We start from the raw sequence: 22,528 nt of genomic DNA on the forward strand, positions 1-22,528 counted from the left end.
CATGAGTGCCTATCGCCGTTACGACGAGATCGGGGTCGGGGATCAGTTCCCCGCAGAGCCGTTGTCCTTCACCGTAGCCGGGGAAACGGTCGACGCCTTTCTGGCTGCAACAGGAGATTCCGGCGAGCGCTATCGATCACCAGCTGAAGCTGGCACCCGGCACGCGCCATCGATGATCGCCTCGGTCTACCTGATCGATCTGCTCAAGGCGCGCGCCAGCCCGCCCGGCGGTATCCACGCCAAGCAGTCGATCCGGTTTCATCGTGCGGTGAATGTTGGCGAAACATTGAAGTTGCAGGCGAGCATTGTCGAAAAATATGTCCGCAAGGACCGCAACTACGTGGTCTCCGAATTCGAGGCGCGGGGCACTGGCGGTGATCTCGTCGCCAGCGGCCTGATCACCTCAATCTGGGGGCAGGACGAATGACCATACAGGATTCCATGCAAGCCGAAGTGGCTGCTCGTTACCAGCCAGGCTTTGAACTGCCGGTTTTTGCAAAGCTCGTCACCCAGCAGGTAATTGACGCCTATGCCGAGGCATCGGGTGACTTCAATCCGATCCATGTCGATCCGGACTATGCGGCCAATGGCCCGTTCGGGCAGACCATTGCCCATGGCCTGATGACCCTGGCCTACGCCGCCCGGATGCTCAACGACTGGAGCGATGGCGGCTTTGATGAAACAGGCGAAATCGAAGTTGCCTTTGTGGGCCCGGTCTTCGCCGGCGACACCATTGAAGTGAGCGCGGTTGTCGATGAACTCGTCATGCGCGGCGGGAGAACAAATGCCCGTTGCAATCTCGTTTGCCGCTGTGGCGAGCGCAAAATCCTGGCTGGCACGGTTTACCAGCCAGTCGAAAACAAAGAGGTAGGCTGAGCAATGGCAAGAGAAGCGGTAATCGTGGGCGTCGGCGACGTGCCCCTCTCGGATGGCAAGGTTGTCGGCGGCGGCTCGGTGCTGCAGGTTCAGGCGCGAGCCGCCAACGCAGCGCTCAAGGATGCGGGCATCAGCATGGCCGATGTCGATGGGCTGCTGGTTGCAGGCCTCTGGGGCGTTCCCGGGCCGGGTATGCTTCCCAGTGTCACATTGGGCGAATATCTCGGAATTCATCCGCGTTTTGCTGACACTACCAATATTGGCGGCTCTGCTTTCGAAGCACATGTGGCGCATGCGGCCATGGCAATCGAGCGAGGATATTGTGATGTGGCGCTGATCGTCTACGGCAGCACCCAGAGGAGCGAGCGCAGCCGTACGCTTGGAGGCCGCCCGAGCATCCTGACCATGCAGTTTGAAAATGTCTGGGGTATTCCTCAACCGGTCGGCGGATACGCGTTGGCTGCCAAGCGCCACATGCACGAATTCGGCACCACCCAGGAACAGCTGGCCGAGATCGCGGTGGCAACGCGGAAATGGGCAAGCCTCAATCCGGCGGCCACCAAACGCGACCTCATCAGCATTGACGATGTGATGGACTCGATGCCGATTTCAGATCCGCTGAAGTTGCTCGATTGTTGCCTCGTGACCGATGGGGCAGGCGCAGTTGTCATGACCAGCGCTGAAAACGCCAAGGCGCACGGCGCAAAGGCAATTCATGTGCGCGGCTTCGGCGAGGCTCACACCCACTGGAGTATCGGCGCGATGCCGGATCTGGCAAGGCTCACCGCTGCGGAAATGTCAAGCAGGACGGCCTTCGAGATGGCCGGCGTCAGCCATGAGGCGATTGATCTCGTCGAATGTTACGACAGCTTTACCATCACGGTGCTGATGACGCTCGAGGCGCTCGGCTTCTGCAAGCCGGGCGAAGGCGGGGCCTTTGTCTCGGGTCAAAGGACTGCGCCAGGAGGTGCCTTCCCGCTCAACACCAATGGCGGCGGGCTGTCCTACTGTCACCCCGGAATGTACGGCATCTTCCTGCTCGTGGAAGCGGTCCGGCAATTGCGCGGCGAGGCCGGAGAACGGCAAGTCGACAATGTCCGCACCGCGCTGGTTCATGGCACCGGCGGAACGCTTTCGAGTGGCGGCACCGTCATTCTTGCCAATCATTGAGGATGAGATGATGATCAGCACGACCTATGAGAAGCCGCTTCCCATCATTGATCCGGGCACAAAGCCGTTCTGGGATGCAGCCAAAGAGCACCGTCTGTCCATCCCTCACTGCCTGAATTGCGGCAAGCATCACTTCTATCCGCGCGAGCTTTGCCCGCATTGCCATTCCGACAAGCTGGAATGGACCGATGTGAGCGGCAAGGGTGAGGTTTACTCCTTCACAATCGCCCGCAAGCCGGCAGGGCAGGTTTTCGCCGCGGATGTGCCATACATCATCGCCATGATCGAGCTTGATGAAGGTCCGCGCATGCTGACCAATCTGGTCGTTTCCGACGTCGAAACTGTCTCGATCGGCGACTTGGTGATGGTCGAGTTTGACGACGTCACCGAGGAGATCACCTTGCCGAAGTTCAAGGTGGTCGAGGCTTGATATGAACAGAACCCAGGTTGATGACGAAATTATCGCAATCGGCGACAGCCTGCTCCGCTTTCTTGAGCGTGAAGTTGCCCCGCTGGAAGATGCCAATCGGGAACTGCTCGCAACCGATCGAACGATCTATGACGAAAGAGGCTACTTTGTTGAAGAGGTCGCGGCACTGCGCCGCACCGTGCGCATGCGTTCCGCCGAGCAGGGGTTCTACACCATGTTCGGACCCGAGGAGATAGGTGGCGGCGGGCTCGGACCTGTCGCGGCTGTCTATCTCAATGCGCTGCTGGCGGAGGCGAGCGGGCCGGGACGGGTGCTGGTTCACCCGGTTGTGGTGCCTTCACCCTTCACCAACGGATTGTCGCCGGTGCTCACGGCGCTTGGCGAAGACCAGCGCGCGCGCTTTCTTCCAGGCCTTGCCAGTGGCGAGAAGACGCTCTGCTTTGCCTTGAGCGAGCCCGACGCCGGATCGGATGTCTTCGGCATGAAATCGCGTGCGGTGCGCGATGGTGATGATTGGATTATCACCGGGACCAAGCAATGGATCACCAATGGTCCCTATGCGGATTATGTCATGGTGTTCGCCGTCACCGATCCGGAACTGGCAAGCCAGCGGAAGGGCGGGATTACAGGCTTTTTCGTCGAGACGGCGTCTGCCGGGTTCTCCGTTGCGTCGACCATTCCGGTCATGGGCCATCTGGGCGCAGAGATCGGCATCCTGTCATTTGATGGCGTGCGGGTTCCCGATGTTCAGCGGCTTGGCGAAGCCGGGCAGGGCCTCAAGGTGGCCATGAAGGGCGTCAACACCGGAAGGCTCGGCCTGTCGGCCACCTGCATCGGGCTGGCGCGCTGGGCGCTCAATCAGGCACTTGATTATGCCAAGGTCCGCAAGACTTTTGGAAAGCCGATTGGCGAACACCAGGCGGTGCAGATCTTGCTGGCCGAAAGTGCGCTGGATATCTATTCGGCCGAAACCATGCTGATGGATTGCGCCTCCAAGCTCGAAAAAGGGGTGCGCTCCATCGCGGAAACCTCGATGGTCAAGCTGCATTGCACGGAAGCGGCCAACAGGGTTTTTGATCGCTGCATCCAGGTTCACGGCGGCATGGGGCTGACCAATGAGCTGCGGCTTGAGGAAGGCTACAGGTTTACCCGCTCGATGCGCATTCCCGACGGAACCAGCGAAATACAACGCCGCACCATTGCCCGGGAGTTGCTCGCTTCCGGCGTCAATTTCTGACTTGGCGGAACAGGAACACACAATGAATCACGTCTCACCCGCCACTGGTCTCGATCATCTGTTCCGGCCCCGTTCGATTGCCATACTTGGGGCGTCCAATGACCCGAACCGCATTTCCGGCAGGCCGCTGCGCTACCTGCTGGAGGGCGGTTTCAAGGGTGGGATCTACCCGGTCAATCCCAATCGCGAGACTGTTCAGGGCGTGAAAGCCTATGCGTCGCTCGCCGATGTGCCCGAAGTTCCCGACGTAGCCCTTCTTGCCGTTCCAGCCGCGTTGACCGAGCAGGCGGTCGCCGAGTGCATCGAGAAAGGCGTTCGCGCCGCTCTTATATTCTCTGCCGGCTATGCCGAGAGCGGAGAGGACGGCCTGGCGGTGCAGGACCGGATCGCGGCAATCGCAAGAGCCGGTGGGCTTCGCCTTCTTGGGCCAAACTGTCTCGGCATGTTCAATTCGCAGATCGGCTATTTCGGCACCTTCACCCAGTCCCTTGACCGCGAAATTCCGTCGCCCGGTCCTGTCGGGATCGTCAGCCAGAGTGGCGCTTACGGTTCCCATATTGCTTACCTGGCCCGCAAGCGTGGCATCGGCGTGAGTTACTGGATCACCACCGGAAATGAAGCCGATGTCGATGTGTCCGAGTGCCTGCACTGGATGGCAGCGCAACCCGACATCAAGGTCATCATGGCCTATGTCGAAGGTGTTCGCGATGGACCGCGCTTCCGCGCAGCGCTGGCGTTGGCGCGGCAGAACCGCAAGCCCGTGGTGATGATGAAAGTCGGCCGGTCCGAGGTCGGCGCCAAGGCGGCAAGCTCGCACACGGCTTCGCTTGCCGGGTCCGACGCCGTCTATGATGCGCTGTTTCGTCAGTATGGCGTGCATCGCGCTGCAACGACCGAGGAACAGCTCGATGTCGCTTATGCTTGCACCCGCGGGCTGTTTCCGACCGGCAACAAGTTAGGTGTCGTGACGCTGTCAGGCGGCGCCGGGGTTCTGATTTCCGATTCAGCCGAGCGCTATGGTCTCGACGTGTCACCCATGCCGGAGGCTGCACAAAAGCAACTGAAGGCGCTGCTTCCCTTTGCGTCGGTCGAAAATCCGGTCGATACCACGGCCCAGGCCTTGAACGATATGAGCCTGCTGGCAAAGAACATTCACATCATGCTCGAACAGGGCGGCTATGACGCACTGATCGGCTTTTTCTCGACGGTTCCCAAGACACGCACGCTTTCGGCCCCCTTGCGTCAGGCCATCACGGAAGGCTGCGCAGCGTTCCCAGACCGGCTTGTGGCGATGGAAATGGTGGCGGATGAAGAGACTGTGCGCTCCTATGAGCAAAGCGGATTTCTGGTATTTGAGGACGCCGATCGCGCCGTGCTGGCGCTGTCAGCCCTGACCCGCTTCGGCAATGCCTTCGACAGGGCGGGTGCCGCAGTTGAGGAGCCAATACGTGCCGATGCTGCACCGCTTGCAACCGGAGCGGTGTCCGAATACGAGGCCAAACAGATTTTGGGCAGGGCCGGAATACCGTTTCTTGATGAGAAGCTCGTCAGCAGCGCCGCCTCTGCCGGTGACGCCGCCGACGCCATCGGTTATCCGGTGGTGATGAAGATCGTTTCGCCCGACATCGAGCACAAGACCGAAATCGGCGGCGTTCTGGTCGGGCCGGCAAGCCGTGCGGATGTGATGGCGGGCTACGACACGCTGATGGCGCGCTCTGCCGAGCATTGCCCGAATGCCCGGATCGAAGGTGTTCTGGTTGCTCCGATGGCTCAAAAGGGTGTCGAGACAATCATCGGGGTCAGTCGTGATCCTGTATTTGGTCCGGTGGTGATGTTCGGTCTGGGCGGAGTGCATGTGGAGGTGCTCAAGGATGTTGCCTTCCGCCATGTTCCATTCCACAAGACCGAAGCAATCGCTATGATTGACCAGATTCGCGGCCGTGCGCTGCTCTCGGGCGTTCGCGGCGCGCCGCCATCCGACGTCGATGCGCTGGCGGATGTCCTGGTCAGAATTTCGGAATTTGCTTCGGTGCATCGTGACAATATCGAAACCATCGACCTCAACCCAGTTATCGCCCTATCGGTCGGAAAGGGCGTGGTCGCGCTGGACGCACTTCTTGTCCCGTCGACACGATTTGGCGCTTGAACTGGGCCTGTTTTCGAACTATCGTTAGAAAAATGCCAGGCTGCTCTTTTGTGGCCTGTTATCAGCATCCGGGAGGATTACACATGATCGTAGATTATTCGGGCTACAAATATTTCCTGTTCGAGCAGGATGGCCGCACCATGACCGTGACGATGAACCGTCCAGACCAGCTCAATGCGATGACTGCGGAAATGCATGAGGAATCATCGCGCGTCTTTTACGATCTGGGTCTCGATCATTCCATCGACGTCGTGATCTTCACAGGCGCCGGCAAGGCGTTTTCGGCTGGCGGCGATATTGTCGGCATGCGGGAAATGTATGAAGACACCGAAATGTTCGACCGTTCGATCAACGAAGCCAAGCGCGTCGTCTTCGGCATTCTCGATTGTGACAAGGTGATCATCTGCAAGATGAACGGCGACGCTGTCGGTCTTGGCGCAACCATGGCCCTGTTCTGCGACATCATCATTGCTGCTGACCATGCCCGCATCGGTGACCCGCATGTCCGTGTCGGCCTGGCCGCAGGCGATGGCGGGGCAGTGATCTGGCCACAGGCGATCGGCTACGCCAAGGCCAAGGAATACCTGATGACCGGTGACCTGATCACGGCACCCGATGCACAGGCCATGGGCCTGATCAATTATTCGGTGCCTGCTGGTGAACTGGATGCCAAGGTTGACGCCATGGCCAAGAAGCTTGGCGGCGGTGCGATGAAGTCGATCAAATACACCAAGACCGCCATCAATATCGGTCTGAAACAGTTGGCCCACACCATGATGGACACCTGCATGGCATACGAAGCGCTGACAAACCGCAGCCAGGATCACCTGGAAGCGATCAATGCCTTCAGCGAAAAACGCAAGCCGAAATTCAACGGCTTGTGAGCCAGGCGTAAGCGCAATGTAGAAGCCTGACCCGGTCGGTTTGGAGGAAACTATGGATTTCGGTGAACCCGAACATATCGGCATGTTGCGCGAGAGCATCCGGCGGATGCTCGACAAACATGCAAGCCGTGAGCAGATGGCGAAATGGGATGAGGAGGACAAGGTCCCCCGTGCCCTGATGGAGCATATCCGCGATCTGGGCATCTGCGGTATGACCGTTCCGGAATCCTTTGGCGGAACCGGCCGTGATGTTTTGGGCACCATGGTGGCAGTTGAGGAACTGTCCCGCCGTTCGATGGTGATTGCCACGCTTTATCTGATGAACTCCTGCTATGGCAGCATGAACATTCTGGCGTCAGGCAGCGAAGAGCAGAAGCAGCGTTTGCTGCCGCAGCTCGCCGATGGCCAATTGCTGTTTGCCTATGGACTCTCCGAACCCGATGTCGGCTCGGATCTGGCAAGTGTTCGCACCCGCGCAGAGCGCCGCGGCGACAAGGTGATCATTAACGGAACCAAGCGCTGGTGTTCCGGCGCCGAGATTGCCGATTACATCTATGCGTTGGTGCGCAGCGGCGAGCCAGATGCGCGATACAAGAATCTGTCGCTGGTGCTCATTCCTCCAACGGCAAAAGGCGTCGAACTTACTCACATTCCGGCAATGGGTGCACGCGGCCTCAACACCAATGATGTCTCGCTCGTCGATGTCGAGATCTCCATCGATGACGTGATCGGCGGTGAGGACGGCTGGAACAATGGCTGGACCCGCCTCGCCGGTCCGGCGCTTGAAGTCGAGAAGCTCGAAGTTGCCGCAATGGCGCTCGGGATTGCGGCGCAGGCTGTCGATGATGCCTGGGAATATTCCCAACAGCGCAAACAGTTCGGCAGCCGGATCTGCTCGGTCCAGTCGATACGACACATGCTGGCTGATGTTCAGACCAAGCTCGCGGCCGCGCGGCTGATGCTCTATCGCGGCTGCTGGCTGGCCGACAACAATCTGCCCTGCAGCGCCGAGACGTCGATGGCCAAGATGTATGTGTGCGAACTCGGTCTCGACATCGTGCTCACCTGCCAGAAGGTCATGGGCGCTTACGGATACGCCAAGGGCTTTGACATGGAGCGCTATGTCCGTGACATGCTGCTGATGCCGATCATCGGAGGATCGACGGCCATTCAGAAGAACAACATCGCCAACCGCATGGGGCTCCCGAAGTCCTGACGCCGGCGGTCACCATCGGGGAGGAAACTGCATGATCGACACTCTTGGCGATATTCTGCGCAACAATGCGTACAAGTTCCCTGACGAACTGGCCTGGGTGCTCGGGGACGACCGGATCACATTCCGAGAGCACCACGACCGAGCCCAGAAGCTGGCCTCTGCCATCTTCGTCCTCGGTGTCCGCAGGCAGGACCGCATATCGATCCTTTCCCAGAACACCCGGGAGTTCATGGAGATCTACAGCGCCTGCGAGCTTGCCGGATTCATCGCCACAACGGTGAACTTCCGCCTGGCCCCGCCAGAGATGGCCTACATTCTCAACGATTCCACACCGCGCGTTCTGTTTTTCGAGGCGCGTTACCTGGCGACCGTGGAACAGTTGAGGCACGATCAGCCGCACATTGAAGCCTATGTCTGCTTCGGAGCGGAGGCGCCTAACTGGGCTTTGTCCTACGAAGAATTTGTTGCATCGGGCGATCCCTCAGGCGCGCCCTCCCGGCCCGTGCCTGAAGACATCATGCATCTTATCTACACCAGCGGCACCACCGGTCGCCCAAAGGGCGTGATGCGCACGCACCGTGCCGAAATCAATGTGGCGCAACTGATGGCGACGGAACTCGGCGTGATTGTCAGCGACCGGATGCAGTTGATGATGCCCGTATTCCATGTCGGATCGCGGTTTCTGCAGCTTGCCGCCCATCTGCGCGGGGCAACCGTCGTTTTCCACTATGATTTCAAGCCCGACGAAGTCGTCGCAACGATCGTGCGGGAACGGATAACGATGACGCATATGGCGCCGACAATGGTACAGGCGATGCTATCGGTTCCCGGTGTGGAGGCTGCCGACCTGTCCTCCCTGCATACGCTGTGTTATTCCGCAGCCCCTATGCCTGGCCCGTTGCTGCGTCGCGGTCTTGAAATTCTCGGGCCGGTTTTCCTGCAGCTTTACGGTATGACCGAAGGCGGAGGCACCACCCTGCACAAGCGCCAGCACAAACCTGATGGCACGGCGCAGGATCTCAAACGCCTGACATCGATCGGTCAGGCCGCGCCCAACGTGGATATTCGCATCGCCGATGACGAGGGCAACGAGTTACCAGTCAATCAGCCAGGCGAGATCCTGACCAGAACACAAACCCATATGGCGGGTTACTGGAACAACAGTGCAGCCACCCTCGCAGCACTGCGCGATGGCTGGTACCGCACCGGGGATCTTGGCTATCTCGACGAGGAGGGGTTCCTCTATCTGGTTGACCGCAAGAAGGATATGATCATTTCAGGCGGCGAAAACATCTATTCGCGCGAGGTCGAGGAGGCTCTGGCTTCCCATGCGGCGGTTCTCGATGCGGCAGTGATCGGCGTAAAGGATGACTATTGGGGTGAAACCGTCAGGGCCGTCGTGGTGACATCGCAAGCAGTGTCCGAAGACGACTTGATCGCTCACTGCAAGACGCAGATCGCCAGCTACAAGAAGCCGAAGAGCATCATTTTCGTCGAAGAGTTGCCGCGGCTTCCAAGCGGCAAGATCAACAAGACCGTGCTGCGCCAGGTCCATGGCGCCCCGGCATCAGATGGTGATGGAAATGCCTGAACCAACCACGCCTCCTGAAGTCACCCGTTGGCTGGCTGAGAGGGCTGCGGCAATCAGCTTTGATGACCTGCCAGATGACGCCGTCACGGTTGCGCGGCAGTGCATTCTTGACTGGTTCGCAGTCACGATCTCCGGCGCGTCCGAACCTGCAGTTTCGATCCTGAGAGAAGAGGTTCTCGATGACGGGGCAACGCCGGTCGCAACTCTCGTCGGATCGGGCGAGAAGACGTCGACGGTCAACGCGGCTCTGATCAACGGCACTGCCTCGCATGCGCTGGATTTTGACGACGTCAACATGGCGATCCTCGGTCACCCCACGGTGGCGATATTGCCGGGCGTTCTGGCGATGGCCGAGGCACAGAATGCCTCGCCGCGCTTGCTGATCGAGGCCTTTGTCGCCGGCTACGACGTGGCCTGCCGCACCGGGGCATTGATCAGCCCGAGCCATTACGGACACGGCTTTCATGCGACCGCGACGGTGGGAAGTGTCGGTTCCGCGGCGGCCTGTGCACGGCTTCTGGGTCTTGCTCCGGATGCAACGGCGACAGCCTACGGCATTTCCACCACGCTGGCGTCGGGCCTCAAGTCGATGTTCGGGACCATGTGCAAGCCGTTGCATGCCGGACGAGCCGCGCAGAACGGCTTGTCGGCCGCACGGCTTGCCAGAAGGGGTTTCACCAGCCGCCCCGATGCGCTCGAATGCGCGCAGGGCCTGGCCGCAACCCAGAGCGTGGATTTCCATCCCGATGAGGCAATGCGGCCCGAGCCGCTGGATTTCCACATTCGCCGCAATCTCTTCAAGTACCATGCATCGTGCTATCTCACTCATGGGGCGATCGAGGCCGGCATTCATCTGCGCGACAGGAGCCGCACATCGACAAATGCCATTTCCGGCATCACCATCCGCGTTGCGCCGGTCACGGACCGGGTCTGTAATCTGCCAAGACCGGCGACTGGACTTGAGGCGAAATTCAGTCTTCGGCTGACCGTGGCGATGGCATTGGCCGGACGCAACACCTCGGCCATCGGCAGCTACACGGATGTGATGACCCAGGAGCCCGAGCTTGTTCGCCTGCGAGATATGGCAACAATCATCTTTGACGAATCCTTTCCAGAGGCCAAGGCCGAGGTGACAGTGACGACCAATGATGGATCGTCTCATTCAGCCAGTCATGATGCCGGTGTCGCCGATACGGATCTCATGCGGCAGCAGACAAAACTCGAAAACAAGTTCATCGCCCTGGTCGAACCGGTTCTTGGTGCCGCCGAGACACGACGGCTTATGGATATCCTTGTTCTGCTCGATGACGGCACCTCGCTCGAGGAAATACTCGCCATGACGCGGAGAAGCTAAATGACAGACAAGCACTTGGGAACGGCCTTTGTGACGGGCGCCGCCAAAGGCATCGGTCGTGGTATCGTCGAGCGTCTTGCAGCCGACGGCTACAAGATCGTTGCGGTAGACAGGCTGGAAAGCGTTCAAGGACTTGGCGAGAGCCTGTGCGCAAAAGGCGCTGAAATCATCACCGAAGTCGTTGATATCCGCGATCGCGCGGCCATTGGCGCGCTGATGGATCGCGCAGCGCCACTGGATGTCATCGTCAACAATGCCGCCATCACCAGCACGCACAAGTTTGAAGACCTTACCGAGGATCATTTCCGCGAAGCGTTCGACATCAATGTGGTGGGCACATTTGTTGTCGCCCAGGAAGGCGCGCGACGGATGCGAAATGGTGGCCGGATCATCAACATCGCGTCCCGCTCTTTCGCCGGCGCACCGCAAATGGCGCATTACGCGGCCTCCAAAACAGCTGTCGTGGGACTGACCCGATCAATGGCGATCGACCTTTCGCCACGCGACATCCGCGTCAACGCCATCGCTCCGGGCGTCGTCGATACCGACATGCTGCACTATATGAGCGAAGAACGTCAGCAGGCGATGCTCGGCCTGCAATTGCTCGGTCGGATCGGCCAGCCGGAAGATATCGCCCGCGCGGTGTCTTTCCTGGCTTCGCCTGAGAACATCTACATCACGGGGCAGGTCATGATTGTCGATGGCGGGCGTTCGCTCGGCCAGGGTCAGTTGCCCCCGGAGGAGTCCGCCTATGCCTGAACTTTCCGATGAACACCGCATGATTCAGGAATCGGCGCGCGAATTCACCCGCAACGTGGTGCTTCCCGCCGCCAACAGGCTCGATCCGGTCAAGGGTGACATCCCGCGCGAAATCATCGACCAGATGGCGGAACTGGGCTATTTCGGAATCCTGATCCCGGAAGAATATGGTGGGCTTGGTCTCGGAGCATTCGAGTATTGCCTGGTGGCTGAAGAACTGGCGCGCGGCTGGATGAGTGTGGCAAGCCTGATCGCCCGCGGCAACGCGCTGATCGGATCGCTCAAATCGATGACGCCGGAGCAGAAATCGCACTATCTGCCATTGATGGCCGAAGGCAAGTTCCTAGGTGCCTTCTCTCTGTCCGAGCCGGACGCCGGATCAGATGTCGCCAATATTTCATGCCGGGCCAAACGGGTCGGTGACGAGTGGGAAATTACCGGCAACAAATACTGGTGCACCTTCGCGGACGGCGCCGATTTCATTCTGGTCTTTGCGCGCACCGGTGAGACCGTCGACCCAAAGGCGCGGCATCGGGGCATATCGGCTTTCATGGTCGAAAAGCCCCGCGGAGAATTGCCGCAAGGCGTGTCGGGCAACACCATCCCCAAGATCGGTTACCACGGCTGGACCACTTGGGAGCTTGCATTCGACAAATGCCGGGTTGGAGCTGACAAGATGATCGGCGAGGAAGGCAAGGCTTTCTATCTCGCCACGGCGGGACTGGAGACAGCGCGAGCGCACACCGCAGCGCGGTCGATCGGCCTGGCGCAGGCGGGCCTCAACGATGCGATCGAATATGCCAAGCAGCGCCGCCAGTTCGGCAACGCGATTTCCTCGTTTCAGGCCATTCGCTTCAAGATTGCCGGCATGGCGACCGAGATCGAGGCGGCACGATCACTGATGTATTCGGTCTGCGAGAAGATCGATCAAGGCGTCCGCTGCGACAAGGAGGCGTCCATGGTCAAGTTGTTTGCCAGCGAGATGTCCGAGCGGGTAACCAGCGAAGCCTTGCAGATCTTGGGCGGAGGCGGCTACACCACCCTCAACGCCGTCGAGCGGCACTGGCGCGACGCCAGGCTGACAAAGATTTTCGAGGGAACCTCGGAAATCCAGATGCGGATCATTTCGGATCATATTCTCGGCCGCGATTGAGCGCGGCCGCCTGCGAGAAACCCTGCTCCGAGGGCAGGCTCAGGCGTCGGTCATGCTCGGCTCATGCCGCATCAACCCGTCGACGACGACGGAGCTGAATTCCCGGGCGACTTCGTCGATGGTGCGGCCGCCTGGCTTGAACCATTCGACGGTCCAGTTCAGTGCGCCGAGAATGAAAAGTCGTGCGAGGGTAATGTTGGCGTTTGGCCGGAACTCGCCCCGCTCCTTGGCATTCATCAGGATCTCCTGCCACATCGTGCCGTAGAGATCGCGCAGCCGCATGTTCTTGAGCCTGATGCTTTCGGGCACCTGGCCAAACACCCGCCGCGTGGCGAGCGTGTAGTCGCCATATTCGATGATGGCTGACAAGTGGGCATAGACCGCCGTTTCGATTCGTTCGCGTCCGGTAGCCGTATCCGGCAGGGCATCGAGCGCGCTTTTCACCGAATCGGATACGGCATGAATGCCCAGATCAAGCACTGCACTGATAAGTTCATCTTTGGATTTGTAGTGATAATAGATGCTGCCAGCCTTTAAATCGGCCTCGTCGGCAATGGCGCGCATGGTCGTTCCCGCATAACCATTGTCCCGGAAGATCTTTGCCGCCGCATCGAGCACCCGTTTTTGTGACACTTCTGACTTGGTTGGTTTTCTTGTCATGAGGAATGTCCTTTGACCCGCTTATATCTTTCGCATTGAAACATGACAATCAGAGCGAGCGTATATTCTAACGCATGATCGATAAATCAAATTTTCTAACTGGTGTTAGGTTTTTCTTTGGTGTAGCCTCATGGCTGTCAGATCAGCGTTCGGGGAGGGCGGAATGAACTATATCGAGGTGGAGCGTCATGAGCGCGGAATTGTCCGGCTCGTGATGAATCACGCTACAGCCCGCAATGCGATGGGGGAGGCGCTGCGCGGCGAGCTGCTGAGTGCGCTTGAGGAACTGCTGCCCGACCCGAGGACGCGCGTTCTGCTGATCGCTTCGGCGCTGAAGGATTTTTCGGTCGGCGGCGACCTGTCCCGGATGGACACGTTGTCTGACCCGAAAGCCGGTCGCGAGCGTATTGTGTCGGCACATCGGCTTGCCCGGCTGCTCCTGGCCAATGACAAGCCGGTCATCGCTGAAGTCAAGGGTCATGCGGTCGGCGCAGGTGCGGGGCTGGCCTTGATCTGCGACACCATCGTGATGGGAGAATCAGCCAGCATCGGATTCCCGTTCTTCCGGGTCGGGCTGGTTCCCGATTTCGCCATTGCCTACACGCTGCCCAAGCGGATGGGCTTTTCCCGGGCGCGGCAGGCTTTGCTGTATGCACGCAGTTTCGGAAGCGCCGAGGCCATGCGCGAAGGCATCGCCGACGATGTGGTGGCCGATGACGAGGTGGAGGCAAAAGCGATGGAGCGGGCGCGCCAGCTTGCCGCATTCCCCTCCCACGCACTGGCCTTGACCAAGCGGATGCTGGAATACGCCGATGACCCGATGGCGGTGCTCGAATTCGAGGCGATGGCGCAGCCGCTGTGTTTTGCCACAGATGATTTTCGGGAAGGTCTTTCCGCTTTCCGGGACAAGCGCAAACCACTGTTCGATCCCGAAATAGAATAGCAGTTGGATACCGGATCAATGACCGTCGCCCAAACCCTTGCCGACATGCTCGACAACAACGCGCTGAAGTTTCCCGGCCACACGGCCTTCGTCTTCGGGGAGCAACGTGTGACCCATGCGGAATTCCGTGCCCGCGCCGCGCGGCTTGCCAGCGCCTGGCAAAAGCTCGGCCTCAGGCGCCAGGACCGAGTCGGAATTCTAAGTCAGAACTGTATGGAGTTCCAGGAGGTCTATGGCTCCTGCGAAATGGCGGGCTTCATCACAGCCACGGTCAACTGGCGGCTGGCGATCCCGGAGATGGTCTATATCATCAATGATGGCGCACCAAAGGTGCTGGTGTTCGAGGCTGCCTATGCCGAAACCATCGCGGCGATGAAGCATCAGCTAACCTCGGTCGAGCATTATGTCTGTATTGGCGCTGAAGCCGATGGCGCCTTGGCCTATGAAGACGTCCTCGCCAGCGGCGATCCTGCGGGAGCGTCCTTCCGTCCGAAACCCGATGACATCGCCTATCTGATCTACACGAGTGGAACGACCGGGCGGCCAAAGGGCGTGATGCTCACCCATGCCGGCCAATGTGCGGCCGCGGAAATACTGGGCTCCGATCAGCGCATGTGTCCGGATGACCGGATGCTGATCATGATGCCGCTGTTTCACATCGGCGCCAAGATTATCCAGTTGTCGCAGCATTGGCGGGCGGGAACGGTGGTGCTGTTGTCCGGATTTGATCCCGAAGCGATCCTGAAGTCCATTGCGGAGGAGAAGATCACGGTCACCCATATGGCGCCGACCATGATCCAGAGCCTGCTTGATTCGCCAAAGGCCGGGGAAACCGACATTTCGAGCCTGCGTATGATCGTCTATGCTGCGGCCCCCATGCCGCTGCCGGTGCTCAAGCGTGGTTTGAAAATGTTCGGCCCGGTGTTCCAGCAGCAGTTCGGCCAGACCGAGGGCGTTGGAACGACCTTGCTTGCTCATCAACACAAGCCCGATGGCACCGCGCGCGATCTTGAAATCCTGACATCTGTCGGACAGGCGTCTCCACGGGTCGGCCTCCGCATCGTCGATGATGCTGGTAATGATCTTCCGCCCGGTGAAGTTGGCGAGATCCTCTTGACCAGTCCGGGGGTTATGAAGGGGTACTGGAACAATACCGCAGCGACGATCGAGACGCTGCGGGAAGGTTGGGTCCATACCGGTGACGTGGGCAAGCTAGACCACGAGGGGTTTCTTTATCTGGTGGATCGCAAGAAGGACATGATCATCTCGGGGGGAGAGAACATCTATTCCCGGGAGGTCGAGGAGGCAGTGGTTCATCACGACATGGTGTCGGAAGCCGCCGTGATCGGTGTTCGCGACGAGAAATGGGGCGAGGCGGTCATGGCCATCGTGGTGCTCAAGCCGGGCGCTCTTGTAAGCGCCGAGGAGTTGATCGAGCACTGCAAGACCCGGATCGCAAGCTACAAGAAGCCGCGTCACATCACCTTTGTCGATGAAATCGTCAAGCTGCCAAGCGGCAAGGTCGATAAGGTCCGGCTGCGGCAGGTCTACGGACAGATTTAAGGTCAGAAGATGCGCCGCTTGGCGGTGGAGGAGGATTTGAATGCTGGAAATGTTCTCGCTCAAGGGCAAGGTGGCGGTCATCACCGGTGCCAGCCGCGGTTTGGGGCGGACCATGGCGAAGGGCCTGGCGGCGGCCGGCGCCCATGTCGTGCTCATCGCCCGCGACAAGGCGAAGCTGGATGCGGTCAGTTCGGAAATAGCCGCCGATGGCGGCGCCTCCACGGTGCTGCCGATCGATCTCTCGGACGAAAGAGCCATCCGCACCGGCGTCCAGTCCATTGCTGCCTCGCTTGGCCGGATCGACATCTGCGTCAACAATGCCGGCATCATCAACTGGCAGCCTGTGCTCGAGAGCGACCTGGAAGAGTTCGATCGCACGATGGACACCAATGTGAAGGCCACCTTCATCATGGCGCAGGAATGCGCCGCGGTCATGCGCAAGGGCGGCGAGGGCGGACGCATCATCAATATAGGCTCTGTGCTCTCTACGGTCGGCCGTGCGAAGCTTCATGCCTACTGCGCCAGCAAATCGGCCATTGTCGGCCTGACGCGGTCGCTGGCGGCCGAACTGGGGCGTGAGAACATCACCGCCAACGTGATTGCGCCCGGATATTTCGTCACCGACATCAACGCTTCGGTGACCGGTCGCGAAGGCTATGTCGAAGCCGTGTCCGGGGTCACGCCGATGGAGCGCTGGGGCGAGCCGCAGGAACTCGTGGGAACCTTGATCTATCTCGCCTCCGGTGCTTCGAGCTTTGTTACCGGCCAGGTCATTCATGTCGACGGCGGCATTTCATCGACCTTCAAATTCCAGCTTGCCGCCTGAGGAGACACGGTCATGACCAACAGATTTTCACTGGAAGGCCAGGTCGCGGTGGTCACGGGATCGTCGCGCGGGCTCGGTTTTGAAATGGCCAGGGCGGTCGCTGAATCCGGCGCCAAGGTCTACATGACCGCGCGAGGGAGAAAACAACTGGAAAAGTCGGCCGCGATCCTCAGCGCAGAGGGGCTCGATGTCGAGATCCGGGCTTTCGATCTTGCCGATACGGACGCCTGCATCGCGGCCATACGTGATATCTCGAAAGCCGAAGGCCGTCTCGACATTCTAGTCAACAATGCCGGGATCAATGCCTGGGAGCCTCTCGCAGAGGCCACGACCGCCACCTGGGACCGGGTGATGGGAACCAATGTGCGCGCCACCTACGTGCTCTGCCGCGAGGCAGCCCGCCTGATGGTGCCGCAGGGCTATGGCCGCATCGTCAATGTGGGTTCCGCGCTCGCCGTGGTCGGGCGCGAGAACGTGACCTCCTACGTGGCCAGCAAGCATGGCCTGGCAGGCATGACACGGGCGCTGGCTGCCGAACTGGGCGCCAGGGGCGTTACCTGCAACATGATGGCGCCGGGCTACTTCCTCACGGAAATCAATGACACCATTCTGGCCCGGCCGGGCTACGAGAAAGGCGTCTCCAGCCGTATCCCGCTCGGGCGCTGGGGAGACGCGTACGAAGCCGGCGGCGTGGTGGCGTTCATGGTCTCGAAGGCATCGAGTTACATGAACGGTCACGTCCTCATGGTCGATGGCGGCCTGACCGAAACTTTTGTGATGCCAGTCGATGCATAGGGAACGCAGATGGATATGAACACCGAAGTTGCTCTCGTCACCGGCGCCGGACAAGGCATCGGCCTTGCGACCGTCCGGCGTCTGCTGGAGGATGGATTCCACGTCGTGATGATCGACCGAAAGAGCGAGCCGTTGACTGCGGCCGCTGCCGCGCTAGAGGCGGAGGGCGCTTCGGTCGAGCACCATGCACTGTCGATCACCGATCGCGCCGCTGTCGCCGCCCTGATGGCCGGATTGCCCCGCGTCGATGTTGTGGTCAACAATGCGGCTGTGTTCTGGGACGGAAAGTTCAACGAGACAGGCGAAGATGACTTTCGCAAGATGTACGAGGTCAATGTCATCGGCACGTTCATCGTCATGCAGGAGGCCGTCAAGCGGATGAACCGCGGCGGCAGGATCATCAATGTGGCGTCGCGGGCCTATCTCGCCGGCTACGCCCATGCGGCCTACGGGACATCCAAGGCCGGCGTGATCGGGCTGACGCGGAGTTCGGCCATTGACCTTGCCGAGCGCGGGATCCTTGTAAACGCGGTTGCCCCGGGCCTGGTCGAAACCGATATGTTCCGGTCGCTAACGCCTGACCGTCAGCAGGAGCTGATCGCCAAGCAGCCCACCAAGGCGCTCGGCCAGCCGGAGGACATCGCCAACGGCATCGCCTTTTTCGCCAACCCCCGCACCCGCAATGTGACCGGGCAGATCATGACGCTGGATGGCGGGCGGTCCATGGGCATCTCGCTCTACTGAGCGAGCTTTCGCCTCTATACATGTCGAAACCTGCAGCGGCGCGCATCTGGATGGATACGCGCCGCTGCAGGTTTCAGGCATTGTTTCAACTCTGTGAGGCGACGCATGCGGCACCTTAAAGCATGGGTCCAGATGCTCAAGAGTGGATCAGGTCAATGGACCTCCGGACCGGAAGGCCGGAGGTCCATTGACGTTGCGCTTGGGAGGCGCGATTCTGAACGGTCGATTTCTCAGGCCGTTTCCTCGGTATCGATCCCGAGATAGAGTTTCTGGATGTCGTTGTTCTGCGACAGATCGTCAGTAGTGCCTTCAAGCGCCACCCGGCCAGTTTCCATCACGTAGCCGTAGCTGGCATATTTCAGCGCAATGCTCGCGTTCTGTTCCACCAGAAGCATGGAGACCTTCTTCTCCCGGTTGATGCGGGCGATGATCTCGAAAATATCCTTGACGATCAAAGGCGCCAGGCCGAGCGACGGCTCGTCGAGCAGGATGATCTGGGGATCGGCGACAAGGGCGCGCCCGATCGCCAGCATCTGCTGCTCGCCGCCCGACAACAGCCCAGCCGGCTGGTGCCGCCTCTCGGAGAGGATCGGGAAGAAGGCGTAGACTTCGTCGAACGCCTCAATCCTCGATCGCGCACTTCGCTGGGCGAAGGTGGATGCGATGAGGTTTTCCTCCACGGTCATGTCGGTGAAGACATGGCGGCCTTCGCGAACATGAAAGGTCCCGCGCCGCACGATCATGTGCGGCGCAAGCTTGGCGATGTCTTCGCCTCCGATCCGGATCGAGCCGGCGGTCACACGGCCGTTCTCAAGGGGAAGGAAGCCCGAGATCGCCTTGAGGGTCGTTGTCTTGCCGGCGCCGTTGGCGCCAAGCAATGCAACGATGCTGCCCTCAGGCACCTGCAGGCTGATGCCCGCAAGCGCCTGAATGACGCCCTGATAGACAACTTCGAGATTCTGGATTTCGAGAGCAGCCGTCATGGTTCAGTTGACCTTCATCCAGTCGGAGACCGGAACCGGAGCCCAGTCCCCGTCCACCTTCTCCCATCTGATGACCTGGCCCAGGCCGATCTGCTGGCCGGACATGGTGACCGGTGCGCCGACAATGCCGCCGGTGTCCCAGTCCTTGATGCTTGCCATGGCCGCAGCAAGGTTCACGCCGGTGATTTCCTTGCCCTCGTCGATCACCATTTCGAAGGCCTTAGTGGCCATCATCGCGTTGATCCATCCATCAAGGAAGCCGAGACGAACGTAACCGTTGAAGTTCGGATCCCGGGCCTCGTGGATATCGTTGATGACCTTCATCATCTCGCCTTCGGTCTCACGCGAATTGACGTTGAAGACGTTGATGCCGACAAGACCGTCCGCAATGTCGCTGAGTTCGAGCACTTTCTCATGCTCATTTTGCCACATCGACCCCATGAACACAGTATCGTCCATGCCATAGTCGCGAACCAGCCGGATCACTTCCGGCCACACAGCGAAGGAGTAGCCGTGGACGAGGACGTGGGTGGGTTGGGCCTGCCGGATGGCGAGCGCGAAGGCGCTGACATCCGTTTCCACAAACTTGGTCTGCTGCACCAGCACCACTTCAATGCCGTGCATCTCGGCGCGAGCCTTTGCCTGCTCGATGCCATCGCGGCCAAGCGAGATGCTCGAATGCATGATCGCGAGCTTCGCGTCCTTGCCGGCTGACTGTGCAACATAGTCGACGAGCAGCTCGAGCTGGTTGCCGTAGGTTGCGCCTGCAACGAAGTAGAAGGGATAGTTCTCCTTGTCGGCGAGTTCGGAGGCGAATGAACCGCCTCCGGTGAGAACTTTCTGGGTCGTGTTGTTTTCGGGCGAGATCGCCTGAATCATCGCCGTCGAATCCCCGAAGACGTAATCAACCCGTCCGGACGCCAGCGCCTTCTTGTAGGTCGCGACCGCCACATCCGTCTTGAAGGTCGTGTCGTGAATTTCGAGCTTGATCTGACGTCCGCGGATGCCGCCATCGGCATTCTTCCACTCAACATAGGATTTGAAACCCTCAGCCTGCGGAATGCCGCCATAGGAGGCCGGACCGGTCAGGTCGACATGAACGCTCCAGTTGATCGTGTCCTCCTGGGCCGCGGCCTGACCAATGCCGCCGGCTGCGCTGGCTATCGAAATGGCGGCTGCTGCCGTGATTAGAAAATTGCGTCTTTTCTGCATGTTTTCCTCCACTTGTTGCGATTGTGTGATCGCGGATTGCTCCCGTTCCGCCTGTCCGTTGACAGCCGAAAGTCGTTACTGCGCGGCACGCCGGCGCAGGTAGTTCTGGCGGACCCGTTCCCAGATGTGGGCAAGGCCGCGTGGTTCGAAAATAAGAAAGGCAACCATCAGGAAGCCGAAGATCGTCTCGCGCAGCGGCACCAGGAAACTCGCGGTATCGATGGACAGGAGATCGCCGGTGGCCAGGACCATCTGGCTTAGCGCTTCGGGCATCAGGGTCATGAACAAGGCACCGAGAATCGCCCCCAGCGTCGATCCCATTCCGCCGATGATGACGGCCGAGAGAAAGAAGACCGATTGCATCAGGCCAAATTGCTCGGGATTGACGGTGTGGTTGAAGTAGACGAGCAACCCGCCGGCAACCCCTGCATAGAATGAACCCAGGGCGAACGCGACCAGCTTGTACCAGACGATCTCGACACCGAGCACTTCAGCCGTGAGGTCGCGCTCCCGGATGGCGATGAACGCACGGCCCACACGCGACCTGATGACGTTGACTGCAAACAGTGTCGCCAAGACCGCCACGAACAGGATAAGGTAGTAGATCCGGATTTCCGTGTTGAGAGACATCCCGAAAACTTCCGGCGGTGTGACGGTGAGGCCGACATCGCCATTGGTGACGCTTTCCCAGTGAATGAAGACAAATTGCAGGATGAACTGCGCGGCGAGGGTGGCGATCACCAGATAGAGGCCCCGGATACGCAGCGAAGGCAGGCCAAAGCCGATGCCGATCACCGCCGCCATCAGTCCGGCCAAGGGCAGGGCGATATAGAACGGCACGCCGAGATGGTTCTGCAGCAGTGCGGTGGTATAGGCGCCCACACCCAGGAACGCGGCATGGCCGAGCGAGAGCAGACCGGTGTAGCCCATCATGATGTTGAGACCATGAGTGGCAATGACGTTGATGCCGAATATGCAGGCGAAATAGATCCAATACCGCGGCGCAATGAAGGGCAGCACCAGAAGCAGCGCCAGCAGCGTCGAGTTCCAGTACAGTCCCCGGGCTGATGAACGGAGAGGCGCCTGCGCCGTTGTGGTGGTTGAATGTGCCATCAGATACGCTCGACTTCTTTGCTGCCAAACAAGCCGGTGGGACGGAACAGCAACACCAGCAGGACCAGGATGTAGGGAGTGATTTCGCGGAACTCGGTTCCCAGGAACAAGCCGGTGACCGCTTCCAGCCAGCCAATGATCAGGCCTGCAACCAGCACGCCGCCAATCGAATTCATGCCGCCCAGAATAACCACCGACAGCACATTGAGGGCCACGACGCCGAGATGCGGGGTAAGGGAATTCACATTGGCCATGAGGATGCCGCTGATGCCGCCGGTGATCGCCGCGATCGCCCAGGCGAACGCCACCACCTTGCGCACATCGATCCCCATCGAATAGGCGGTGATCTGGTCGGCGGCGGCGGCCCGCAGGGCGACGCCGGCGCGGGAGTAGCGCAGGAACAGGATGAGGCTGACGACAATCATAACCGCGATGGCAAAGGCGCGGGCGGTTTTTCCCGGAATGAACAACTCGCCTATCCACACGGGATCACGGGCCAGGATGGCCGGGATCTGCAACTCGTTGGCGCCCCAGATCATGGCCATGATGCCCCGCATGATCGAACCGATGCCGAAGGTCACCATGACAATTGCTATGTAAGGCCGTCCGGCCATCGGCCGCAGAGCGAAACGCTCGATGATAAGCGCCACAAGGATCGATCCGGCGAGCGCAGCAGCCAGACCGAAATAGATGCCGAAGGAGAAAGTGACGGCGGCGGTGTAGAACATGTAGGCCGACATCGCCATCATTTCACCCGCGGCGAAATTGAAGGTCTGGGATGATTTGAAGATCACCACGATGCCAAGCGCGATCAGGGCATAAACGCCGCCCGCTGCGATGCCGACTGCTGAATACTCGAGGAAAAATGCCATG

The 22,528-nt window shown here is 59.9% G+C and carries 22 protein-coding genes; 17 read left to right on the forward strand and 5 right to left on the reverse strand.

The window, feature by feature from the left end; genetic code table 11:
- Window position 1 precedes the first annotated feature (1 nt).
- The 12 genes from SPHINGO391_RS02975 (at window position 2) to SPHINGO391_RS03030 (ending at window position 12,816) form a co-directional block, all read left to right on the forward strand.
- On the forward strand, window positions 2-427 hold the full coding sequence (locus SPHINGO391_RS02975) for a MaoC family dehydratase N-terminal domain-containing protein (RefSeq protein WP_152007434.1): 426 nt from the start codon (window positions 2-4) through the stop codon (window positions 425-427).
- Between the two features lie 14 nt (window positions 428-441).
- Window positions 442-876 (forward strand): MaoC family dehydratase, encoded by a 435-nt coding sequence (locus SPHINGO391_RS02980; protein WP_152007435.1) that lies wholly within the window; start codon window positions 442-444, stop codon window positions 874-876.
- Window positions 877-879: 3 nt separating this feature from the next.
- Complete coding sequence (locus SPHINGO391_RS02985; RefSeq protein WP_152007436.1) at window positions 880-2,046, forward strand: acetyl-CoA acetyltransferase; 1,167 nt, start codon at window positions 880-882, stop codon at window positions 2,044-2,046.
- 10 nt (window positions 2,047-2,056) lie between these two features.
- On the forward strand, window positions 2,057-2,476 hold the full coding sequence (locus tag SPHINGO391_RS02990) for a Zn-ribbon domain-containing OB-fold protein (protein ID WP_152007437.1): 420 nt from the start codon (window positions 2,057-2,059) through the stop codon (window positions 2,474-2,476).
- A 1-nt stretch (window position 2,477) separates the two neighbouring features.
- Window positions 2,478-3,713, forward strand: a complete 1,236-nt coding sequence (locus tag SPHINGO391_RS02995) for an acyl-CoA dehydrogenase family protein (RefSeq protein ID WP_152007438.1) — start codon at window positions 2,478-2,480, stop codon at window positions 3,711-3,713.
- A 22-nt stretch (window positions 3,714-3,735) separates the two neighbouring features.
- The gene (locus SPHINGO391_RS03000; protein WP_152007439.1) at window positions 3,736-5,859 is read left to right on the forward strand and encodes an acetate--CoA ligase family protein; all 2,124 of its coding nucleotides are present in this window, start codon (window positions 3,736-3,738) and stop codon (window positions 5,857-5,859) included.
- Between the two features lie 83 nt (window positions 5,860-5,942).
- Entirely contained in the window at window positions 5,943-6,743 is an 801-nt protein-coding gene (locus SPHINGO391_RS03005) for an enoyl-CoA hydratase/isomerase family protein (protein WP_152007440.1), read from the forward strand.
- 52 nt (window positions 6,744-6,795) lie between these two features.
- Complete coding sequence (locus SPHINGO391_RS03010; protein ID WP_152007441.1) at window positions 6,796-7,959, forward strand: acyl-CoA dehydrogenase family protein; 1,164 nt, start codon at window positions 6,796-6,798, stop codon at window positions 7,957-7,959.
- A gap of 31 nt (window positions 7,960-7,990) precedes the next feature.
- Window positions 7,991-9,550 carry a long-chain-fatty-acid--CoA ligase gene (locus tag SPHINGO391_RS03015; RefSeq protein ID WP_210385755.1) on the forward strand — a complete coding sequence of 520 codons (1,560 nt, stop codon included), beginning with the start codon at window positions 7,991-7,993 and terminating at the stop codon, window positions 9,548-9,550.
- The gene (locus SPHINGO391_RS03020) at window positions 9,543-10,904 is read left to right on the forward strand and encodes an MmgE/PrpD family protein (protein ID WP_193217171.1); all 1,362 of its coding nucleotides are present in this window, start codon (window positions 9,543-9,545) and stop codon (window positions 10,902-10,904) included. The genes SPHINGO391_RS03015 and SPHINGO391_RS03020 overlap by 8 nt, the downstream gene beginning before the upstream one ends.
- Window positions 10,905-11,663, forward strand: coding sequence for an SDR family NAD(P)-dependent oxidoreductase (locus SPHINGO391_RS03025; protein ID WP_152007443.1), 759 nt, complete (start codon window positions 10,905-10,907; stop codon window positions 11,661-11,663).
- Window positions 11,656-12,816, forward strand: a complete 1,161-nt coding sequence (locus SPHINGO391_RS03030) for an acyl-CoA dehydrogenase family protein (protein WP_152007444.1) — start codon at window positions 11,656-11,658, stop codon at window positions 12,814-12,816. The genes SPHINGO391_RS03025 and SPHINGO391_RS03030 overlap by 8 nt, the downstream gene beginning before the upstream one ends.
- Window positions 12,817-12,855: 39 nt before the next feature.
- On the opposite strand, the gene SPHINGO391_RS03035 is transcribed toward SPHINGO391_RS03030, so the two are convergent.
- Window positions 12,856-13,476 (reverse strand): TetR/AcrR family transcriptional regulator, encoded by a 621-nt coding sequence (locus tag SPHINGO391_RS03035; RefSeq protein ID WP_152007445.1) that lies wholly within the window; start codon window positions 13,474-13,476, stop codon window positions 12,856-12,858.
- Between the two features lie 163 nt (window positions 13,477-13,639).
- Between SPHINGO391_RS03035 and SPHINGO391_RS03040 the strand changes: the two genes are divergently transcribed.
- The 5 genes from SPHINGO391_RS03040 to SPHINGO391_RS03060 are packed head-to-tail and all read left to right on the forward strand — an operon-like array spanning window position 13,640 to window position 18,347.
- The gene (locus SPHINGO391_RS03040) at window positions 13,640-14,419 is read left to right on the forward strand and encodes an enoyl-CoA hydratase-related protein (protein WP_193217172.1); all 780 of its coding nucleotides are present in this window, start codon (window positions 13,640-13,642) and stop codon (window positions 14,417-14,419) included.
- Window positions 14,420-14,437: 18 nt separating this feature from the next.
- The gene (locus SPHINGO391_RS03045) at window positions 14,438-15,982 is read left to right on the forward strand and encodes a long-chain-fatty-acid--CoA ligase (protein WP_152007447.1); all 1,545 of its coding nucleotides are present in this window, start codon (window positions 14,438-14,440) and stop codon (window positions 15,980-15,982) included.
- A 40-nt stretch (window positions 15,983-16,022) separates the two neighbouring features.
- Window positions 16,023-16,808 (forward strand): SDR family oxidoreductase, encoded by a 786-nt coding sequence (locus tag SPHINGO391_RS03050; RefSeq protein WP_210385756.1) that lies wholly within the window; start codon window positions 16,023-16,025, stop codon window positions 16,806-16,808.
- A gap of 12 nt (window positions 16,809-16,820) precedes the next feature.
- Complete coding sequence (locus tag SPHINGO391_RS03055; protein WP_152007448.1) at window positions 16,821-17,603, forward strand: SDR family oxidoreductase; 783 nt, start codon at window positions 16,821-16,823, stop codon at window positions 17,601-17,603.
- A gap of 9 nt (window positions 17,604-17,612) precedes the next feature.
- Window positions 17,613-18,347 carry an SDR family NAD(P)-dependent oxidoreductase gene (locus tag SPHINGO391_RS03060; RefSeq protein ID WP_152007449.1) on the forward strand — a complete coding sequence of 245 codons (735 nt, stop codon included), beginning with the start codon at window positions 17,613-17,615 and terminating at the stop codon, window positions 18,345-18,347.
- 230 nt (window positions 18,348-18,577) lie between these two features.
- Here SPHINGO391_RS03060 and SPHINGO391_RS03065 read toward each other — a convergent pair whose 3' ends face one another.
- The 4 genes from SPHINGO391_RS03065 to SPHINGO391_RS03080 all read right to left on the reverse strand — a co-directional run bounded on the left by SPHINGO391_RS03065 (window position 18,578) and on the right by SPHINGO391_RS03080 (window position 22,527).
- On the reverse strand, window positions 18,578-19,330 hold the full coding sequence (locus SPHINGO391_RS03065; protein ID WP_152007450.1) for an ABC transporter ATP-binding protein: 753 nt from the start codon (window positions 19,328-19,330) through the stop codon (window positions 18,578-18,580).
- Between the two features lie 3 nt (window positions 19,331-19,333).
- Window positions 19,334-20,542, reverse strand: a complete 1,209-nt coding sequence (locus tag SPHINGO391_RS03070; protein ID WP_152007451.1) for an ABC transporter substrate-binding protein — start codon at window positions 20,540-20,542, stop codon at window positions 19,334-19,336.
- A gap of 75 nt (window positions 20,543-20,617) precedes the next feature.
- Window positions 20,618-21,655, reverse strand: a complete 1,038-nt coding sequence (locus SPHINGO391_RS03075; RefSeq protein ID WP_152007452.1) for a branched-chain amino acid ABC transporter permease — start codon at window positions 21,653-21,655, stop codon at window positions 20,618-20,620.
- Window positions 21,655-22,527, reverse strand: coding sequence for a branched-chain amino acid ABC transporter permease (locus SPHINGO391_RS03080; protein WP_152007453.1), 873 nt, complete (start codon window positions 22,525-22,527; stop codon window positions 21,655-21,657). Before SPHINGO391_RS03080 ends, SPHINGO391_RS03075 begins: the two co-directional genes overlap by 1 nt.
- Between the last annotated feature and the right edge of the window lies 1 nt (window position 22,528).

It is taken from the genome of Hoeflea sp. EC-HK425 (genome assembly GCF_902498795.1).
GTDB classification, from domain to species: Bacteria; Pseudomonadota; Alphaproteobacteria; order Rhizobiales; family Rhizobiaceae; genus Hoeflea; species Hoeflea alexandrii.

Excerpts from the sequence above, each read along its gene's own strand:
- SPHINGO391_RS02990 (WP_152007437.1), top strand. The coding sequence starts at position 2,057 with ATGATCAGCACGACCTATGAGAAGCCGCTTCCCATCATTGATCCGGGC.
- SPHINGO391_RS03005 (WP_152007440.1), top strand. The coding sequence starts at position 5,943 with ATGATCGTAGATTATTCGGGCTACAAATATTTCCTGTTCGAGCAGGAT.
- SPHINGO391_RS02985 (WP_152007436.1), top strand. The coding sequence starts at position 880 with ATGGCAAGAGAAGCGGTAATCGTGGGCGTCGGCGACGTGCCCCTCTCG.
- SPHINGO391_RS03040 (WP_193217172.1), top strand. The coding sequence starts at position 13,640 with ATGAACTATATCGAGGTGGAGCGTCATGAGCGCGGAATTGTCCGGCTC.
- SPHINGO391_RS02975 (WP_152007434.1), top strand. The coding sequence starts at position 2 with ATGAGTGCCTATCGCCGTTACGACGAGATCGGGGTCGGGGATCAGTTC.
- SPHINGO391_RS03015 (WP_210385755.1), top strand. The coding sequence starts at position 7,991 with ATGATCGACACTCTTGGCGATATTCTGCGCAACAATGCGTACAAGTTC.
- SPHINGO391_RS02980 (WP_152007435.1), top strand. The coding sequence starts at position 442 with ATGCAAGCCGAAGTGGCTGCTCGTTACCAGCCAGGCTTTGAACTGCCG.
- SPHINGO391_RS03050 (WP_210385756.1), top strand. The coding sequence starts at position 16,023 with ATGCTGGAAATGTTCTCGCTCAAGGGCAAGGTGGCGGTCATCACCGGT.
- SPHINGO391_RS03030 (WP_152007444.1), top strand. The coding sequence starts at position 11,656 with ATGCCTGAACTTTCCGATGAACACCGCATGATTCAGGAATCGGCGCGC.
- SPHINGO391_RS02995 (WP_152007438.1), top strand. The coding sequence starts at position 2,478 with ATGAACAGAACCCAGGTTGATGACGAAATTATCGCAATCGGCGACAGC.
- SPHINGO391_RS03010 (WP_152007441.1), top strand. The coding sequence starts at position 6,796 with ATGGATTTCGGTGAACCCGAACATATCGGCATGTTGCGCGAGAGCATC.
- SPHINGO391_RS03035 (WP_152007445.1), bottom strand. The coding sequence starts at position 13,476 with ATGACAAGAAAACCAACCAAGTCAGAAGTGTCACAAAAACGGGTGCTC.
- SPHINGO391_RS03055 (WP_152007448.1), top strand. The coding sequence starts at position 16,821 with ATGACCAACAGATTTTCACTGGAAGGCCAGGTCGCGGTGGTCACGGGA.
- SPHINGO391_RS03000 (WP_152007439.1), top strand. The coding sequence starts at position 3,736 with ATGAATCACGTCTCACCCGCCACTGGTCTCGATCATCTGTTCCGGCCC.
- SPHINGO391_RS03020 (WP_193217171.1), top strand. The coding sequence starts at position 9,543 with ATGCCTGAACCAACCACGCCTCCTGAAGTCACCCGTTGGCTGGCTGAG.
- SPHINGO391_RS03045 (WP_152007447.1), top strand. The coding sequence starts at position 14,438 with ATGACCGTCGCCCAAACCCTTGCCGACATGCTCGACAACAACGCGCTG.
- SPHINGO391_RS03065 (WP_152007450.1), bottom strand. The coding sequence starts at position 19,330 with ATGACGGCTGCTCTCGAAATCCAGAATCTCGAAGTTGTCTATCAGGGC.
- SPHINGO391_RS03025 (WP_152007443.1), top strand. The coding sequence starts at position 10,905 with ATGACAGACAAGCACTTGGGAACGGCCTTTGTGACGGGCGCCGCCAAA.
- SPHINGO391_RS03060 (WP_152007449.1), top strand. The coding sequence starts at position 17,613 with ATGGATATGAACACCGAAGTTGCTCTCGTCACCGGCGCCGGACAAGGC.
- SPHINGO391_RS03075 (WP_152007452.1), bottom strand. The coding sequence starts at position 21,655 with ATGGCACATTCAACCACCACAACGGCGCAGGCGCCTCTCCGTTCATCA.
- SPHINGO391_RS03080 (WP_152007453.1), bottom strand. The coding sequence starts at position 22,527 with ATGGCATTTTTCCTCGAGTATTCAGCAGTCGGCATCGCAGCGGGCGGC.
- SPHINGO391_RS03070 (WP_152007451.1), bottom strand. The coding sequence starts at position 20,542 with ATGCAGAAAAGACGCAATTTTCTAATCACGGCAGCAGCCGCCATTTCG.